The following is a 16,598-nucleotide window of genomic DNA, read 5'->3' as shown; positions in this document are numbered from 1 at the left end:
GTGGGGGAAGCGGATCGGGCTGCGGAACCGGCGTCGCCGAACCGACATGCACGATGTTTCCCCGGGGAAACTTTTTTGCCGCCGGTCTGTCGCAACGGATGTTTCCCCGGGGAAACATCCGTCCGGACCGCCCCCCTCCCCCACCTCGCCCTTCCGTGTTTCCCCGGGGAAACATCTTGAACGAAGACCTGGCGCGGGCAGGAATCCCCGTCTGGTTCACGCCGTATGAGCCGCAACCGCCCTGCCCCCTCCGGCGACCAGTTCGACCTGTTCCTGCCATACGTGGCGGACATGCCGATGCGCGACCAGCGCGAGATGATGGAACGTCCGTTCTTCAGCCTCGCCAAGTCGAAGCGCGTGAAGCCGATCGACTACACCTCCCCTGACGGCAAGCTGTGGGTGCACGTATCGGGTAACCCCGACTATGGGATGGCGACGATCTGGGACGCCGACATCCTGATCTATTGCGCGAGCGTGCTGGCCGACATGGCCCGGCGCGGGGTAAACGACGTGCCGCGCAAGCTGCACCTCATGCCCTACGACCTGCTGCGCGCAATCGGCCGGCCGACGACGGGGCGCGCCTACGAATTGCTCGGCCAGGCGCTCGACCGCCTTGTCGCCACCACGATCAAGACCAACATCCGCGCAGAGAACCGGCGCGAGGCCACATTCTCGTGGCTCGATGGCTGGACCCAGCTTGTCGATGAAAAGACCGAGCGTTCGCGCGGGATGACGATCGAGCTGTCCAACTGGTTCTGGGAAGGCGTGATGATGAAGGGCGGGGTGCTCTCCATCGACCGCGCCTACTTCGACATTACCGGCGGCCGCGAACGCTGGCTCTACAAGGTCGCGCGCAAGCACGCCGGCGGGGCAGGGGAGGAGGGCTTCGCGATCTCGATGCCGGTGCTCTTCGAGAAATCGGGCGCGGAAGGCGAGTACCGCCGCTTCAAGTTCGAGATCCTGAAGCTGGCCGAAAAGAACGCGCTGCCGGGCTATGGCCTGTCGGTCGAAACCGCCAGGGGAGGCGAACCCATGCTGCGCATGCGGCGGGTCGACGGCAAGGACGGCGCGGACCGGGCATTGCCCGAAGCGGGACGACAAGGAGCCGAAGCCCGTACCGTGGCGAGCACGGCACCCGATGTTTCCCCGGGGAAACATTCTTCCGGAGCTAGCGAAACGGTCGACGTGCGCGCGCTGATCCGCAAGACCGTGGCTGGCGTCAGCGACGCCGCGACGCGGGGCTTCATGACCGACGAGACGATCCGGCACTTGCGCGAAACCTGCCCGGGCTGGGATCTCCATGCGCTGCACGCCGAGTTCGAAAGCTGGGTGAACGGCGACTCTGCACGGCTTCCGGCTAACTGGCAGAAGGCCTTCATCGGCTGGGTGAAGCGCCACCACGAAAAGAACGGCCACGCGCTGCGGCGCTGACGGGTTCCTGAAATGTCGGACGAATGGTTCGCGGCGTTCCCGATGTGTCGGGCCGTCGATCCAACGAATTCACCGCACTTTCCGCGCGAGACGCTTCTCCACAGAATTTGAACCTCTATCGGCGGGATGGGTGGGAAAGTGATTCAATGTCCACAGGCTGCCGCACCCTCGATCCGGACCATCGATACATCGGGAACAGGCTGAACCGCACCTTCGACCCTTTGGGAACGCCGCAACGGACTTTCGGGAACGCCGAACCGATCCTTCGGGAACGCCCGGACGACACTTCGGGAACGCAGCGGTCGGCGCGAATCGCCGCACCATCGCGAGTCGGCGCCGGTCTGCGGGCGCTTAACTTATCTAACTCTCAATAAACCCATCTAACCCCGCAGAAGCTTCGCTTGCTTTATGGATGAGGTGATCGGCGCCGGATCGCGCGGTCAGCCTTCGGTGGAAATGCCGAGCTTGCGAAGGCGCTCCTCGATCTCCGCCATTTCCGCATCGAACGATTGCAGGATCACCTCGACCTCGGGCGGAGCGCTGACGAGGGAAGGGGGGCGGCCCCGATCCGGCGCGCTCAGGCCCAGAGCGACGGCAACATCGGGTGCCACGTATGTCCGCCAGGATTCGCGGCCGGACACCTCGACGAGGAGCCCAAGGCCGGTGGCCCTTTCCAGCAGCTTGCCCGCACCCGAGACGGTGAGGTCCAGCAGCGGCGCAACGCTGCGCGCGGCAAGGCATGGGCGAGACAGCGCGACGCGGCCAAGAACCGCGAGCTTTCCCGGGCGGCGTTCGGCGGCGATCGCGGCTGCGGTGCGGCGGGCTCCGGTCTCGAGCCTCTCGAGCCGTTCGAGGCCGTCCTCGGCGCTGCGGACGACCTGACGCAACAGCCGTTTCAGCAGGACCGCGCGCGGCTCTCCTGGAAAGCGCTGGGCCGCGTCTCCCGGTACCACGCAGGGCAGGGGGCTGCGGGCCAGCCCGAGGCGCCTGAGGAGCGCCGGGAAGGCCAGCCACGGGGCAATGGTGCGGTCGGCCCGGGCGCTGGCGTCGAGGAGATGGAGCGCGCGCACGAGGGCCGGGGCCTCGCGCCAGGCCAGGGGCGCATCGAAGGTGAAAGGCAGGTCCTCTGCCCAGTGGCGGCCGTCCGGCTCGGACAGGCGGGCCAGCCAGGGGTCGTAGGCGGCGAAGGGTTCGTCATCGGTGCGGGGAAGCGCGCGACCGGCGATCCGCAGGCCGCAGCGCTCGGCAATAATGTCGATTTCCTCGATCTCGGCATGTTGCAGGTGAAGCGCGCGCGCATAGCCGGCCCAGCTTGCCCGCAGGAGCCACGCGGGCCTGAGCGGACTGGCCGAAACGCGGGCGTCCAGGCGGGCGAGCGCGGCCGAGGCAGTGGCCAGGCCATCGGCCAGCACGGCGGTCCATGGTACGGCTGTCAGGGGTTGAGGAAGGGGGGGCATCGCGGCGATTGTAGACCGAAAGGGGGCTTTCGGTCCACGTGCTTTGATGGTGTCCGGAAAATGCCGAAAGCGCCGGTTGCGGCGGGGTGGCGGCGAAGCAGAGGCTACGCCCTTGCCATTCCCGCCGCAAGCGCTTGTCAGTGTTGCTCCACGGTGAGGTGGGCGATTTCGTGGACCGGCGCGAGGCGGGTGCGGATGTCGGCGGCGGACGCGCCCCGCGCGGCGACTATGGCCGCGTGGGCGCCCGGGCCGACGCGCCAGACATGGAGGTCGGTGATGTGCGCATCGCCCGGGCCTTCGACCAGTTCGCGGATCTCGCGCTCCAGCCCGGCCTCGTGGCGGTCCAGCAGGACGCCAGCGGTGTCGCGCATCAGCGACCAAGACCAGACCGAAATGACCGCCGCGCCGACAAGGCCCATGACCGGGTCGAGCCAGTTCCACCCGAGGTAGCGCCCGCCGAGCAACGCCGCAATTGCGAGGACCGAGGTCAGCGCATCGGCCAGGACGTGGACATAGGCCGAGCGCAGGTTGTTGTCGTGATGCCCGTGCCCGTGCCCGTGCCCGTGCCCGTGATCATGGTGATCATGGTGATCATGGTGATCGTGATGGCCATGGTCATGATGATGGTGCCCGCCGAGCAGGGCGGCACTGGCAAGGTTCACCATGAGGCCGACGATGGCGATCACGGTCGCCTCGGCAAAGGCGACGGGGCGCGGGTCGAACAGTCGCTGGAGCGATTCCACCGCGATGCCGAGCGCGACCATGCCCAGCACGAGCGCGGAGGCGAAGCCCGCCAGGTCGCCGACCTTGCCGGTGCCGAAGGAATAGCGGCCGCTCTTCGCATGGCGGCGGGCATAGGAGTAGGCGAGTGCGGCCACGCCCAGCGCGCCGGCATGGGTCGCCATGTGGAATCCGTCGGCCAGCAGCGCCATCGAATTGAACAGCGCGCCGGCGGCGATTTCGACCACCATCATCCCGGCTGTGAGCAGGACGACCCACAGCGTGCGGAGGGCATTGGCTTCGTGCGCCTCGCCAAGGAAGACGTGGTCGTGGGTGAGCTGTTCCAGCTCGGTATCGAGAGACATGAAGAGGGGTCCTACCTTGCGTAGCGGCGAATGGCGGCGATGAGATCTTCCACGGCCTCGGCGCGCTCCGCGTCCGAAAGACCGGGGCTGGCGACGTGCTGCCGGGCGTGGTCGGCGATCAGTTCGTCCATGAGCCCGCCCACGGCACCGCGCACGCCCGCCACCTGGTGCAGGACGGTGTTGCACGCGGCGTCATCGGCAATTGCCTTCTCGATGGCGGCGACCTGCCCGGCGATGCGGCGAACGCGGGCGAGGAGGGCGGACTTGTTGGCGGCCAGATGTGACATGGCATAGCCCCCTACCCTATATCTGGGCGGGCGGGAAGGGGCAGCGCTTGGCTGCTCTACGCTGCCATGCCGGTCTCCGGTCGGGAGCGCGACTACTCGGCGCGCCACTGCGCGGCGCCACCACGGCTATTGCGACGCGGCGCGGGGCTTGATGCGGGTGTTGTCGGCGAGGGAGGGTGAGGGGTTGGCGATGACCTGGTCGCCGGGGGCGAGGCCGGCGAGGACTTCGGCCCATTCGTCGTTGATCTGGCCGATGCGGACCGGGCGCAGCACGGCGCGGCCACCGGTTGCGGTGAAGACCTGCCATTGACCATCCTTGCCCCGGACGAGCGCACCGATGGGCAGGCGCACGGCGTCGGGGCGGCTCCAGACGACGATGGTGGCATCGATCTGGTAGCCGTGGCCGAGACGCGCCGCGGCGCCGAGCGAGGCTTCATCGAAGCCGATCACGACGTTGACGCGCTGTTCTTCTATGCCGAGGGCCGAGACCTTGAGGCGGCCGAACGGTTCGATCCGGCGGACCGTGCCGGTAAGCGGCGCCGACCCACCCCATTCTGTGATTTTCACGCGATCTCCGGGCTTTACCCGCACCGCCTGGCGCGAGAGGAGATCGACGACGACTTCGATCCGGCGCGGATCGCCGATGGTGACGAGGGTCGTGCCTTCTGCGACGGCACCTTCGCTTTCGGTGATGACCGAGAGGATCGTGCCGGCGACCGGCGCGCGGACCGGAACGGCGGCGGCATTGCCGCGCCCGGCGGGCGGGGTCAGCTCCGCCGAGATGCGCAAGGCTTCGGCGCGGGCCTGGGCGACGGCGGCTTCGGCAGTGAGGACGCGGGTGCGCGCGGCTTCGAGCTGGGCGCGCGGGAGGAAGCCGCGATCAGCCAGCGCCTGCGAGCGGGCAAGATCGCGCCGCGCCTGGGAGAGCGAGGCCGATGCGTTGCCCTGCGCGGCGCGGGCGGCGGCAAGGGCGGCGCGCAGTTCGGCGTTGGCGCGCGGATCGAGCGGGGCGGCGGGCCTGCTGCCGATGGTGGTGATGAGCCCGCCGCGCGCCACCGGATCGCCCGGTTCGAGCTCTATGCGCGAGAGGTAGCCGCTGACGGGCGCGGCGACGACGTAGAATTCCTCGGCCCGGGTCACGCCATCGTCAGTCACGCCGATTTCAAGCGGACCCTTGCTGACGCGGGTGACGTCGACGGCCGTGGGTTGGGGCCAGAACGCGAAGACGAGGCCCGCCACGAGGAGCCCGGCGACAAGGATGGCCCAGCGCCAGCGGAGAAGCGAGCGCAGGGTCATTCGTGGGCCTTCAGCACGCGCACCATGTCGAGGTGCAGCACGCGCCGCGCGACGGTGGCGGCGGTGACGAGGGCGGCGAGCACCACTACCAGCGCGGCCCAGCCATAGCTTGCGCGCGCCGGGGCGAAGGGCAGGCGGAACAGGTCGGAGCTGAACATCGCGGTCATCAGTTGCGCCATCCAGTACCCGCCGATGCAACCGAGCGGCACTGCCGCCGCCACGAGCAGCGCCAGTTCGCCCAGGAGCACGATCCCCACTTCGCTGCGATGATAGCCCAGTACGCGCAACGTGGCGAGTTCGTGCGCGCGTTCGGAAAAGAGGATGCGCGCGCTGTTGTAGACCACGCCGACCGCGATGGCCGAGGAGAAGGCGATGTAGAAGCCGAGCATGGTGTAGAGGTTGTCGTCGATCATCGCTTCGAACCTTTCCAGCGCGGCATCGCGTTCGCTTACGCCAAGCACCAGGGGCATTGCCTTGAGCTGGATCAGAATGCGGGTGCGGGCGGCGGGATCGATGCGCAGCAGGGCGGCGCCCGCCGGGGTTTCCTCGCGCACGATGCGGGCCATCGTGGCGGGTGCGGCATAGGCGCGTTCGCCGATGAATTCATCGACTATCCGGGCGACGGGCAGCACCACGCGGGTGCGGCGGCCGCCGAGCTGTTCCACTTCCACCCGGTCCCCGGCGCGCACGTCCAGCTTGTCGGCAAGCTGGCGGCTGAGCATGAGGCCGGCGGGAGGCATCGATACCTCGTTGCCATCGCGGTCCATGTGCGCGGAAAGGCGGGCCTCGGGCGAGGCCGTCTCTATCGCGGTGCGGCGGCTGCGGGGGCCGCTGGCGATGCGTACGGCGGCGCTGCGCAGCGGTTCGGCGCGCAGCACGCCGGGGATCTGGGCGAGCGCGTGGATGGCGGCCAGGTTGCGCGGTTCGGTGAAGGTTACCGTGAGGTCCTGGCGCTGGGCGCGGAAGAAGAAGGAATCGAGCATCGTCCAGCTGGAATCGATGAACTGGAGCGTTGCGAAGAGCAGCGCCATCGACAGCGCGATGCCCCCTGCCGTCACCGCCGCGCGGCCCGGCCAGCGGGCGATGTGGCGCACGATCATGTGGCCGATGGCGCTGAAGCCCGCCGCTCGTCCGAGCCGCTCGACAATGCCCGACCGGTAGATCGGCGGGGGCGACGGCGCCATCGCCACGGCGGGGGCAAGGCGCGAGACCGAGCGCATCCCGCCCAGCGCGCCGAGCGCCGCCGCGCCGAACGCGAGGCCCGCCGCCTGCAGCACGACCGAGGGCGCGATACGGTATTCGAGGAAGGGAAAGCGGTAATACTGCGCATAGAGCGCGGTCATCGCCCGCCCCATCCAGATGCCGCCCAGCGCGCCCAGCACCGCGCCTGCCAGCGCGATGGCCAGGGCGAACTTGAGATAATGGGCGGCGATGGCGCGGTCGGCATAGCCGAAGGCCTTGAGCAGGCCGATCTGCGTGCGTTCGGTGCGGATCATGCGGCCGAGCACGACATAGACCAGCAGCGTCGCCACCAGCAGGAACACTGGCGGAATGACGCGCGTCATTGCCGATAGCTGGGTCAGTTCGTTGTCGAGAAAGGCGTTGGATACGTGGTCCTTGCGGCCATAGGCGCCGCTGCCGCCATAGGGCGCGAGGATCGCGTCGACGCGGCGGATCACCTCGTCTTCGTGCGCGCCGCGTTCGAGGGTGAGCGAGAGTGCATTGATCGCGCCGGTACGGTCGGTCGCCGCCTCGAGCGCGCGCAGACCCATCCACATCACGCCGAAACGGCGGTCGTCGGGAAGAAATTCACCGGGCGCCAGGGCATAGACGAAATCGGGGGCAAGGCCTGTGCCGACGACGACGAGGCGCTGGCGGGTGCCATAGATCTCCGCGTCGATGTGGGCGCCGAGGCCAAGGCCATTGGCGTTGGCGAAGGCTTCGTCGAGCAGGACTTCGGCGGGCTCCTCACGGCGGGGGAGACGTCCGCTGCGCAGGACGATGGAGTTGAGCCCGGCGCTGCCGCGTTCGTCCACCGAATTGATCAGCGCCCGCACCGGTGCGGGGCGGTCGGGGAAATCGAGCGTGGCGTACTGGCGGATCGAGCCTTCGGCGCGGGCGACGCCGGGCACGGCGCGGACGCGGTCGACCACCCCGCGCGGGGCGCGGGTCATGTCGGCGAAGACATCGGCAAAGTGGTTACGCGCGTAATAGGCATCCCGCGTGGCGGTGAGCGAGTGATGCACTCCGAGCGAAAGGACAAAGGTCGCCGCCGCTGCCGCCAGCACGACGGCGATGGCAAGGGCCTGCCCGCGCATCCGCCAGATCATCCGCACGAGCTTGAGATCGAGCGCTCTCACCAGGTGATCCCGGCCGGATCGACGGGGCGTTCGTTGCGCACGATCCGCGCAATGCGCCCGTCGAGGAAGTGGAACACGCGGTGCGCCATCGCCGCGATCCCGGCGTTGTGGGTGATGATGACGACGGTCGTCGCCAGCTCGCGGTTGGCGCTGGCAAGCGTTTCGAGGACGCGCACCCCGGTGCGGCTGTCGAGCGCACCGGTGGGTTCGTCGCACAGGAGCACGGCGGGGCGCTTGGCGATCGCACGGGCAACGGCGACGCGCTGCTGCTCGCCGCCCGAAAGCTGGGCGGGGTAGTGGTTTCGCCGGTCGGCGAGGCCCACCCGTTCCAGCGCCTCGCCCGGTGGCATGGGGCTTTCCGCGATGTCGGTGACGAGGCGGACGTTCTCTTCGGCCGTAAGGCTGGGGATCAGGTTGTAGAACTGGAAGATGAAGCCGACATGCGCGCGGCGGAAGCGGGTGAGGGCAGCCTCGTCTGCCGCGACGAGATCGTGGTCGAACCACGACAGGTTGCCGGACGTCGGACGATCCAGCCCGCCGAGGATGTTGAGCAGGGTCGACTTGCCGCTGCCCGAGGGACCGAGCAGGACGAGCACCTCGCCCTGGGGAATGGAGAGGTCGACGTCGCGCAGGGCGTGGACCTCGGTTTCGCCAGTGCGGTAGATCTTGTTGAGGCGCGTTCCGGTGAAGGCGGCTGGCGATGCGCTGTCCGGACTTTCCATCGCGCTAGAACCAATGCTGCCGGCGCAGGGCCTGCGCGAGGATCGGGGCGAGGGGGATCGAGCCGGGGTGGGCGGCTATCGAGTCCGTCGTGCGCACGCGGAACACGCCGGCGGCGGCGATGCGTTGCAGGTCCTGCATGCGGGCAAGGCCGTGCGTGGCGACGGCTTCGACCGAGGTGGCACCAGCGGCGCGCAGGATGCGGGCGCATTCGATGAGCGTGGTGCCGCTGGAGATCACGTCGTCGACGAGGATCGCGGGGCGGCCGTGCAGCGCTTCCTTGCCCGGAAGCTCGATGCGCACCGCGCGGTCGCCGTGACGGACCTTTTCTCCCACCAGCACGTCGAGGCCGAGCGGGCTGGCTATGCTTTCCACCCACGGGCGGGATTCGCTGTCCGGGCCGACGAGGACCGTGCGCGGATCGAGGCCGGGCGCAAGCTCGGCGGCCAGCACGGGGGCGGCGGAAATGGAGAGGGCGGGGATGCCGGGGGCGACTTCGGCCAGCGAAGAGACGCGGTGGAGGTGGGGATCGACGGTGATCAGGCCGTCGAAATGGGCGGCGATCAGGTTGCCGATCACGCGCTGGCTCACCGCCTCGCCGGGGCGGAAGGCCATGTCCTGGCGCATGTAGCCGAGATAGGGCGCGACGAGGATCACGCGTGCCGCACCGCCATCGCGCAGGGCCGCGGCAGCGAGCAGAAGCTCAATCAGGCGGGCGTTGGGATCGTTGAGCGGGCGCAGCACAATGGCGGTGCGCGCGGGTGGGTGCAGGCGCACGCGGCTTTCGCCATCGGGAAAGCGGTGGACCTCCACCGGTAGCGCCGGAATGCCGAGCGCGGCGGCAAGCGCCTCGCCCTGGGCGAGGCATTCGGCAAAGGGATAGACCGCCGCTGCCTGCATCATCCGACCACGTAACCGGAACTCGCCACGGCCAGTTCGCGCGCATATTCGAGGCCGGTCGGAGAGTGGGCGTGGATGCGATAGAGCACTTCGTCAGCGCGCACCCGGTCGCCCACCTTGTGCAGCAGGTCGATTCCCGCGCCCTTGTCCATCGGCGCGCCGGCAAGGCGGGCGATGCGCGCGATCAGGTGGCAATCGATGGACATGACCGTCCCGCCGGCTGGCGCGCAGATATCGTGGACGTGGCTGCCGGGAAGGATCACTTCGCGGCACCGGCCCTGCGCATCGATCAGGCGCTCCATCGCCGCCAGCGCGGCACCGGAACCGAGCAGTTCCATCGCGCGGGCATAGCCCTTGCCGCCCGCCAGCGCGGGATCGAATTCGAGCACCCGGCCCGCGAGCATGACGGCGCGTTCGCGCAAGTCCCGGGGTGCGTCGTCCTCGTTGCGCAGGACGGCCATCACGTCGCGCGCCTCGAGCACGGGGCCCACGCCCCGGCCCACCGGCTGCGAGCCGTCGGTGACGACGATGTCGAGAACGAGGCCGAGACGATGGCCGACGTATTCGAACAGCTTGCGCAGGCGGATCGCCTCGCGCGTGGTGCGGACCTTGGCGGTGGGGCCGACGGGAATGTCGATGAGAAGGTGGGTCGAGCCGGCGGCCAGCTTCTTCGACAGGATCGAGGCGACCATCTGGTCGAAGGTGTCGATCCGCAACGGACGCTCGACGGTGATCAGCACGTCGTCGGCGGGCGACAGGTTCACCCGGCCGCCCCAGGCAAGCACCGCGTGTTCCTTTGCCACGATGGAGACGAGCCGGTCCTCTGGCAGGTCCACCGAGGCGAGGACTTCCATCGTGTCGGCCGTGCCCGATGGCGAGGTGATCGCGCGCGACGAGGTCTTGGGCATGGTCAGCCCGTGCGCGGCGATGATCGGCACGATGATCATCGAGGTGCGGTTGCCGGGGATGCCGCCGATGCAGTGCTTGTCGACGACGATTTCGGACGGCCAGTGCATCTGGCGGCCGACGCCGGCCATTGCGCGGGTGAGGGCAAGCGTTTCGTGCGTGGACATGAACCCGGCGCAGGCGACGAGGAAGGCCCCGATCTCCATCGGGGAATAGCGGTATCCGGCGATGTCGCGGATGATCTCCGCGATCTCGGTTTCTTCCAGTTCGTCGCCGTCGATCTTGCGACGGACGTGTTCGAGGCTGTGCGGGACGGGCGCCTGGCGGAAGGTTACTTCCGCGCCTTCGGGCAGGCCGAGGCGGCGGAAGGCCTGTTCGCCAAGGCCGATCATGTGCGGTTCGAGCAGGCTCTCGTCATCGATCAGCGCCAGGGTGGCGAGGATCGACGCATCGCCGCCGGTGATCTCGATCTTGCGCAGCGCGACGAACTGTTCGGGCGAATAGCCGTTCCTCCTGCGCAGGAGGAACGCGGTGTTCTCCGGGTGAGTGTCGATCGCGATGCGCTTGATTTTCAAGGCCATGCCTTCCGCTCCCATGCCGGCATACTAGCGGCCGGGAATTGCTTTGGCCAATCGCGATATGACCCAGTCCTGCCGGAGCTGGCGGGTCGGGAGGGAGCGAGGGCGAAGGGGAAGGGGAAGGGGAAGCCTCACCCCGGGTCAGGCCCGGGGCGACGGCCATGAGACGGCGGGCCGGACTTGGAACCTGCCAGATGGGCCCTACTGCTTTGGTAACCCCGCAAACGGCCAGCCATCGTCGCCCCGGGCTTGACCCGGGGTGAGGCTTCCCTGGCCCGGCGCCGCGCGGGCGTCAGTCCGCCGCGTCGGGGAGCCAGTTGCCGTGGAAGCCGGGGGGAATGCGGCACGGGATGTGGATCAGGGCGAGGGGCGGGGCGGCGAGGTTGCGCGCATCGAGGATCGCAAGGTCGGTGGTTTCCGAGGCGAGGTCGATGACGTAGCCCATCAGCCACCCGTCGCCTTCTTCCGCATCGGCCCTGCGCGGGATGAAGACGAACTCGCCGGGGATCTTGCCGGGGCCGAAATCATGGGCGCTGCGCTGGCCGGTCGCGAGGTCGTAGCCATAGATCGGGGCGTGGCCGAGGAAGTCCTCGGCGTTTTCGGCGGGCAGGCCCATCGACCAGGCAAAGCGGTAGGGCTGGCCGAAGAAGCGTTCGTCCGGGCGATGGAATTCCTGCGGGGCGGCGTCGAGCGTCTTGCGCGCGACCTTGCGGGCAGCGGGGTCGACCGTCCAGCGCTCCATACCCAGGGACTTGCCGTTGGGCCCGTCGGGGCCATGGGCGAACATCGTCTCGTAAGCGGCCAGGTCGACCGTGACCGTGCCATCGGGATTGTCGAAGGCATTGGCGACGTGGAAGACATAGGCCGCGTCGACGTCGCACCAGATCACGTCCGCCGCCGTCCCTTCGCGCGGGAGCAGGCCGACGCGGGCGCGGTGCGCCGGGTTCCAGCGATAGGGAAAGCGCGCCCCGCCGACGAGCGCGGCCATCGAGAAGGTGACCGGCAGGTCGAGGATGAGGACGTACTTGGCGGTGATCGCGCAATCGTGGATCGACGGGCCGTGCGCAACCGGCACCGGCTCTTCGCGCCGGACGCGCCCCTCGCGGTCGACGACGACGTGCCAGACCGTGTCGAGCGTCTGTCCGTCATAGGTCACGGCGTGGAGTTCGCCGGTCAGCGGATCGAGATGCGGATGGGCGCTGAACGGCCCCTTCAGCGTGCCGCCAAGGTCGGAGTAGGCGAAGCTTTCCAGATCGTGCGTAAGTTCGACGGGAAAGGACCCGGCTTCGACCAGCGCGAACGTGCGGCCGGCGTGCTGGATGACGTTGGTGTTCACCGTGTCGAAGGTGGAGCGACGCGGACCGGGCGCGGCGGCTGGGCCTCCGGCATCCTGGAGGTTGCGCGAGCGGACATAGCGGTTGCGATACCACAGCGCCTTGCCGCCCTTCATGCAGACGCCGTGGACCATGCCGTCGCCCACGAACCAGTGGTGCCCGCGCGGATCGGCGCGGAAGGGATTGGGGCCGATGCGCACGTAGCGGCCCGAAAGCTCCGCCGGGATCGTGCCGGTGACGGCGAGATCTTCGATCGTGCGTTCTTCCTTCACCGGGGCGTGGATGCCGGTGAGGAAAGCGTGGGGGCGGTTCGCGTCCTGGCGGCTGCGGCGGAAGCTGGAGACGACGACGACGCCTTTGGTCACCATGCTGCGGATTGCGGACTCCATCGTCTGCGCGAGCGGACTTGCCATGCGATTCGACTCCCCATAGATGTTTATGGCGTCAACATAGAGGGTATGATAACAGTGTCAACATCGCAGGCGCCCGCATCGTCCGGGGCGCGGGGCTATCATCATGGCGACCTGCGGCAGGCGCTGGTCTCGGCCGGGCTGAGGGCGCTCGAAACCACGGACATTGCCGATATCTCGTTGCGGGCGCTGGCGCGCGAGGCGGGGGTTTCGGCGACGGCAGTCTATCGCCACTTTCCCGACAAGCGGGCGCTGCTGGTGGCGCTGGCGGCGGAAGGACTGGAACGGCTTGGCCATTTCCAGCATAGCGCGGCGCAGCAGGCAGGGGGCGACGTTGGCGGGAGGAGCGCCTTTGCCGCAACCGGTCGCGCCTATGTCCGCTTCGCGCTGGCCAACCCTGCGCTGTTCCGCCTGACCTTCACCCATTGCGCTACCCGGGACGACGGCGTGCCGGATGGCGGCCTTGCGGCGCGGATGCTGCAAGGAAGCGCCGCCGCCATCGCAGGCGGCGACCCGGAAACCGCGCGCCGCATCGCGATCCAGGCCTGGGCGCTGGTGCACGGCCTTGCCATGCTGATGCTCGACGGCCAGCTTCCCGCCGACGACGCGTTGATCGACCGTGTGATCGACAGCGCGACGCTGTGGCGGGCAGGGTAGGAGGACGGGGTCAGCCTCGGCGGGCGTCCTCGAGGATCAGTTCCGCGGCGCGTTCGGCCAAGGCCATGGCGGGGCCGTTGGTGTTGCCCGAAACGGGGGTTGGCATGATCGAGCAGTCGACCACGCGCAGCGCGCCGACGCCGTGGACGCGGGCGCGGGCGTCGGTGACGGAGGTCGCCTCGTCGGTGCCCATCGAACAGGTGCCTGTCCCGTGGAGGCCGACCTCAACCATCTTGCCGAGTTCGGCGAGGATGGCGGCTTCGTCCTGCACGTCGGGGCCCGGCATGCGCTCCTTGCCGATGAAGGGCCGCAGCGGTTCGGATGCGGCGATGGCGCGGAACAGGCGGAACAGTTCGAGGCTCTTGGCCTTGTCGTGAGGATCTGCCCAGATCGCGGCATCGGCGACGGGCGCATCGCGGAAATCGGGGGAGACCAGGCGGATCGATCCGCGGCTCTTCGGGCGCAGGTGGTAGCCCGAGAAGGTGAGGCCCGGGTTCGGCGTGAGCGGGCTGCCGGGACGCGCGGCCATCTCGTTGACGGTGCGCATCGCGAAGGGCGCGGCGGCGACCTGGAGGTCGGGCCAGTCCTTGTCCGTGCCCTCGCTGGCGTATAGGCCGGTCAGGGGCATGCCGACGCGGGCGAGGTGGCCGGTGCCGGTAAGGAAGTATTGCAGCGCGTTGCGATAGAGCCGCCAGCCGAAGAACTCGCGGTTGGTGCCGGGGTGGTTGGTGAGGTCGAACGAGACGCCGAACTTGGTGTGGTCGCAAAGCTGGCGGCCGACCATCGGCAGGGCCTTGAGGACCGGAATGCCGAGCTCCTGCAACACCGCGCCCGCGCCGATGCCCGAGAGCTGAAGGAGTTGGGGCGAGCCATAGACGCCGGCGGCGAGGATCACTTCGCGCTTGGCGACATGGGTGCTTTCCTGCCCGTGCGCCTCGGTGACGACGCCCGTGGCGCGGCCCTGTTCGATCGTCACGCGCTTGACGGCGGTGTGCTGTGCGATCGTCAGGTTGTGGCGGCCCAGGATCGGCATGACGAAAGCCTTGTAGGTGCTTTCGCGCACGCCCTTGCGGTCCACGGTGTACTGGCTGCGGCCTACCCCCTGCACGCCCGGCGTGGTGATGTCGTCCAGCCAGGGCATGCCCTGCGCGGCGAACCCTTGCGCGAGGGCATCGAACACCGGCGATTCGTAGGTCGAGGCAGTGACCTGAAGCTCGCCGCCGCGGCCGCGTCCGGGATGGGCGCCGGGCTCGCGATAGTCCTCGAACTTGCGGTAGCAGCGGGCGATTTCGTCCCAGCCCCATCCGGCAAGGCCGGATTGCGCCCAGCCGTCAAAGTCCTTGGGCATGCCGGTGAGATACCACGTGCCGTTGATCGCCGATGATCCGCCGAGCCCGCGCCCGTAGGTGTGGATGCCGGGGCGCATCCCGGGGCGCGGTTCTGTCGGGAACACGCGGAAATAGTCCGGGTTGCCCATGATCTTGATGAAGCCGCCGGCCATCTTGATGAACGGGTGCTGGTTGTCGCCGCCATCCTCGATCAGCAGGACGCGGTTGGCGGGATCGGCGCTGAGCCGGTTGGCCAGGACGCAGCCCGCCGAACCCGCGCCGACGATGATGTAATCGAATTCCGCCATTTCGCCCTGTACCCGTCCGTGAATTAGAATAGAACTTTCGTTCGCTTTTTATCAGCACAGGCCTTGACCCGGTGTCAAGCTGCAATTAGAAGTATGGTTCTAATTGTTGCACTGGCCGTCAGGGCCAAACGGGAGAGCGAACGTGCTGCCAGTCGAGCGGGTTATCGGTGAGGAGGGCCTTTCGGCCACCGGGGGCGAGATGAAGCTGGCGATGCGCCTGCCGTGGTATCGGTCGCTGCCGTTTTCCACGGTCGAAGTGCCGAGCCTGGAAATCGACGGCGAGGCGGTCGATCTCTCCGGGGCGCTGGTCGAGTATGACGGCGAGCGCTGGCCGCTGGCCGAGAACGGCGAGAAGGTCGATACCTTCTGGTTCGTGCGTGACAGCGCCTTCCTCGTGCTTCCGGGCAAGGTTCTCGACGCGGGCAGCGACCATTCGGTCAGCCTCGTGGTCAATGTGAACCCGCCCTACATCCCCGGCATGAAGCGCGTGAATCCGCAGACGTCGACCCTGCGCGTGGCCGCCTGAGAACCCAAGGATAGCTGAAATGACGAACGCAAACGGGCCGCAGGTCGGCGTAACGCTCTATTCCTTCACCAACGAATGGCTGACCCGCCAGTTCGAGCTGGACACCCTGCTGGCCGAGGTCGCCAAGCGCGGGCTGGGGCCGAACATCGAGATCATCGGGTTCCAGAACTTCAAGGAATTCCCCGACGTTTCGGATGCCTTTGCCGAGAAGTTCAAGGAACTGGTCGCCGCCAACGGGCTGAACCCGGTGTCGTGCGCGATCAATTCCGACCGCTTCCTGAAGCCCGGCCAGCAGCCGATCGACGATGCCGCGCTGGTTGAATACCACAAGCGCCAGCTTCGCTCGGCCAGGAAGATGGGCTTCAGCCTCGTGCGCTACCAGTTCGCGCTGCCGGTGCACCTCCTGCCCGAAATCGCGCCCTATGCCGAAGAGCTGGGCATCCGCATGGGCGTGGAAGTGCACGCGCCGATGTGGGCCGGGCATCCCGCCGTGCAGGCCTATGGCGAGATGTACGACAAGCTGGACACGCCGGTGCTGGGCTGGATTCCCGACTTCGGTGGCACGGCGAGCCGCATTCCGGAATCGATGCTCGAGGCCGCGCGCGCCAAGGGTGCGAAGGAAGACCTGCTCGACAAGCTGAAGGAAGTCTGGCTCGAGGACGGGATGAGCCACGAGAAGGCCGGCCGCCTGCGCGAATGGGGCATGGCCCATGGCCATGAGCCGCTGCACATCCAGGCGGCGTGCCTTGCGTTCTTCATCCTGTCGAACCACGATCCCAAGAGCTGGGCCGCACTGGTCGACCGCACCATCCACATCCACGGCAAGTTCTATGGCGTGAGCGAGGATCTGGTCGAGGAAGCGATCGACTACGACACCATCCTGCCGCTGTTCAAGGACGGGGGCTTCACCGGCACCATGGTCAGCGAGTGGGAAGGCCATGCCTATGACACCCGCGACGCCTTCGAGCAGGTCCGCCGCCACCAGGCGATGGCCCGCCGCATCTGGGGAGCCTGA

At 68.3% G+C, this 16,598-nt stretch carries 14 protein-coding genes; 4 read left to right on the top strand and 10 right to left on the bottom strand.

Annotated elements, in window-relative coordinates; all coding sequences use genetic code 11:
* Positions 1-225: 225 nt before the first annotated feature.
* On the top strand, positions 226-1,431 hold the full coding sequence (locus SARO_RS18820; RefSeq protein ID WP_011906836.1) for a replication initiator protein A: 1,206 nt from the start codon (positions 226-228) through the stop codon (positions 1,429-1,431).
* Between the two features lie 440 nt (positions 1,432-1,871).
* On the opposite strand, the gene SARO_RS18815 is transcribed toward SARO_RS18820, so the two are convergent.
* From SARO_RS18815 to SARO_RS18775, 9 genes are all read right to left on the bottom strand, one after another.
* Positions 1,872-2,888, bottom strand: coding sequence for a hypothetical protein (locus SARO_RS18815; protein ID WP_011906835.1), 1,017 nt, complete (start codon positions 2,886-2,888; stop codon positions 1,872-1,874).
* Between the two features lie 137 nt (positions 2,889-3,025).
* Complete coding sequence (gene dmeF / locus SARO_RS18810; protein ID WP_011906834.1) at positions 3,026-3,973, bottom strand: CDF family Co(II)/Ni(II) efflux transporter DmeF; 948 nt, start codon at positions 3,971-3,973, stop codon at positions 3,026-3,028.
* Positions 3,974-3,984: 11 nt separating this feature from the next.
* Complete coding sequence (locus SARO_RS18805) at positions 3,985-4,260, bottom strand: metal/formaldehyde-sensitive transcriptional repressor (RefSeq protein ID WP_011906833.1); 276 nt, start codon at positions 4,258-4,260, stop codon at positions 3,985-3,987.
* Between the two features lie 126 nt (positions 4,261-4,386).
* Positions 4,387-5,556, bottom strand: coding sequence for an efflux RND transporter periplasmic adaptor subunit (locus SARO_RS18800; RefSeq protein WP_011906832.1), 1,170 nt, complete (start codon positions 5,554-5,556; stop codon positions 4,387-4,389).
* On the bottom strand, positions 5,553-7,916 hold the full coding sequence (locus tag SARO_RS18795; RefSeq protein WP_011906831.1) for an ABC transporter permease: 2,364 nt from the start codon (positions 7,914-7,916) through the stop codon (positions 5,553-5,555). Before SARO_RS18795 ends, SARO_RS18800 begins: the two co-directional genes overlap by 4 nt.
* Positions 7,913-8,638 carry an ABC transporter ATP-binding protein gene (locus SARO_RS18790; protein WP_011906830.1) on the bottom strand — a complete coding sequence of 242 codons (726 nt, stop codon included), beginning with the start codon at positions 8,636-8,638 and terminating at the stop codon, positions 7,913-7,915. The genes SARO_RS18795 and SARO_RS18790 overlap by 4 nt, the downstream gene beginning before the upstream one ends.
* 4 nt (positions 8,639-8,642) lie before the next feature.
* The gene (locus SARO_RS18785; RefSeq protein ID WP_011906829.1) at positions 8,643-9,539 is read right to left on the bottom strand and encodes a ribose-phosphate diphosphokinase; all 897 of its coding nucleotides are present in this window, start codon (positions 9,537-9,539) and stop codon (positions 8,643-8,645) included.
* Entirely contained in the window at positions 9,536-11,023 is a 1,488-nt protein-coding gene (locus SARO_RS18780) for a thymidine phosphorylase family protein (protein ID WP_011906828.1), read from the bottom strand. The genes SARO_RS18785 and SARO_RS18780 overlap by 4 nt, the downstream gene beginning before the upstream one ends.
* 289 nt (positions 11,024-11,312) lie before the next feature.
* Positions 11,313-12,722, bottom strand: coding sequence for an 8'-apo-carotenoid 13,14-cleaving dioxygenase (locus SARO_RS18775; protein WP_011906827.1), 1,410 nt, complete (start codon positions 12,720-12,722; stop codon positions 11,313-11,315).
* 90 nt (positions 12,723-12,812) lie between these two features.
* Between SARO_RS18775 and SARO_RS18770 the strand changes: the two genes are divergently transcribed.
* Complete coding sequence (locus SARO_RS18770) at positions 12,813-13,421, top strand: TetR/AcrR family transcriptional regulator (RefSeq protein WP_011906826.1); 609 nt, start codon at positions 12,813-12,815, stop codon at positions 13,419-13,421.
* Between the two features lie 10 nt (positions 13,422-13,431).
* On the opposite strand, the gene SARO_RS18765 is transcribed toward SARO_RS18770, so the two are convergent.
* Entirely contained in the window at positions 13,432-15,057 is a 1,626-nt protein-coding gene (locus tag SARO_RS18765) for a GMC family oxidoreductase (protein ID WP_011906825.1), read from the bottom strand.
* A gap of 142 nt (positions 15,058-15,199) precedes the next feature.
* On the opposite strand from SARO_RS18765, the gene SARO_RS18760 reads away from it, so the two are divergent.
* Together SARO_RS18760 and SARO_RS18755 are read left to right on the top strand one after the other, a co-directional pair.
* Positions 15,200-15,583, top strand: coding sequence for a C-glycoside deglycosidase beta subunit domain-containing protein (locus SARO_RS18760; RefSeq protein WP_011906824.1), 384 nt, complete (start codon positions 15,200-15,202; stop codon positions 15,581-15,583).
* A 19-nt stretch (positions 15,584-15,602) separates the two neighbouring features.
* On the top strand, positions 15,603-16,598 hold the full coding sequence (locus tag SARO_RS18755; protein WP_011906823.1) for a sugar phosphate isomerase/epimerase family protein: 996 nt from the start codon (positions 15,603-15,605) through the stop codon (positions 16,596-16,598).

It is taken from the genome of Novosphingobium aromaticivorans DSM 12444 (assembly GCF_000013325.1).
Classification (GTDB): domain Bacteria; phylum Pseudomonadota; class Alphaproteobacteria; order Sphingomonadales; family Sphingomonadaceae; genus Novosphingobium; species Novosphingobium aromaticivorans.
This window is presented reverse-complemented; position numbering and strand designations above follow the sequence as displayed.

Coding starts and splice junctions, on each gene's coding strand:
- SARO_RS18820 (WP_011906836.1), top strand. CDS start 226: ATGAGCCGCAACCGCCCTGCCCCCTCCGGCGACCAGTTCGACCTGTTC.
- SARO_RS18815 (WP_011906835.1), bottom strand. CDS start 2,888: ATGCCCCCCCTTCCTCAACCCCTGACAGCCGTACCATGGACCGCCGTG.
- dmeF (WP_011906834.1), bottom strand. CDS start 3,973: ATGTCTCTCGATACCGAGCTGGAACAGCTCACCCACGACCACGTCTTC.
- SARO_RS18805 (WP_011906833.1), bottom strand. CDS start 4,260: ATGTCACATCTGGCCGCCAACAAGTCCGCCCTCCTCGCCCGCGTTCGC.
- SARO_RS18800 (WP_011906832.1), bottom strand. CDS start 5,556: ATGACCCTGCGCTCGCTTCTCCGCTGGCGCTGGGCCATCCTTGTCGCC.
- SARO_RS18790 (WP_011906830.1), bottom strand. CDS start 8,638: ATGGAAAGTCCGGACAGCGCATCGCCAGCCGCCTTCACCGGAACGCGC.
- SARO_RS18785 (WP_011906829.1), bottom strand. CDS start 9,539: ATGATGCAGGCAGCGGCGGTCTATCCCTTTGCCGAATGCCTCGCCCAG.
- SARO_RS18780 (WP_011906828.1), bottom strand. CDS start 11,023: ATGGCCTTGAAAATCAAGCGCATCGCGATCGACACTCACCCGGAGAAC.
- SARO_RS18775 (WP_011906827.1), bottom strand. CDS start 12,722: ATGGTGACCAAAGGCGTCGTCGTCGTCTCCAGCTTCCGCCGCAGCCGC.
- SARO_RS18770 (WP_011906826.1), top strand. CDS start 12,813: ATGATAACAGTGTCAACATCGCAGGCGCCCGCATCGTCCGGGGCGCGG.
- SARO_RS18765 (WP_011906825.1), bottom strand. CDS start 15,057: ATGGCGGAATTCGATTACATCATCGTCGGCGCGGGTTCGGCGGGCTGC.
- SARO_RS18755 (WP_011906823.1), top strand. CDS start 15,603: ATGACGAACGCAAACGGGCCGCAGGTCGGCGTAACGCTCTATTCCTTC.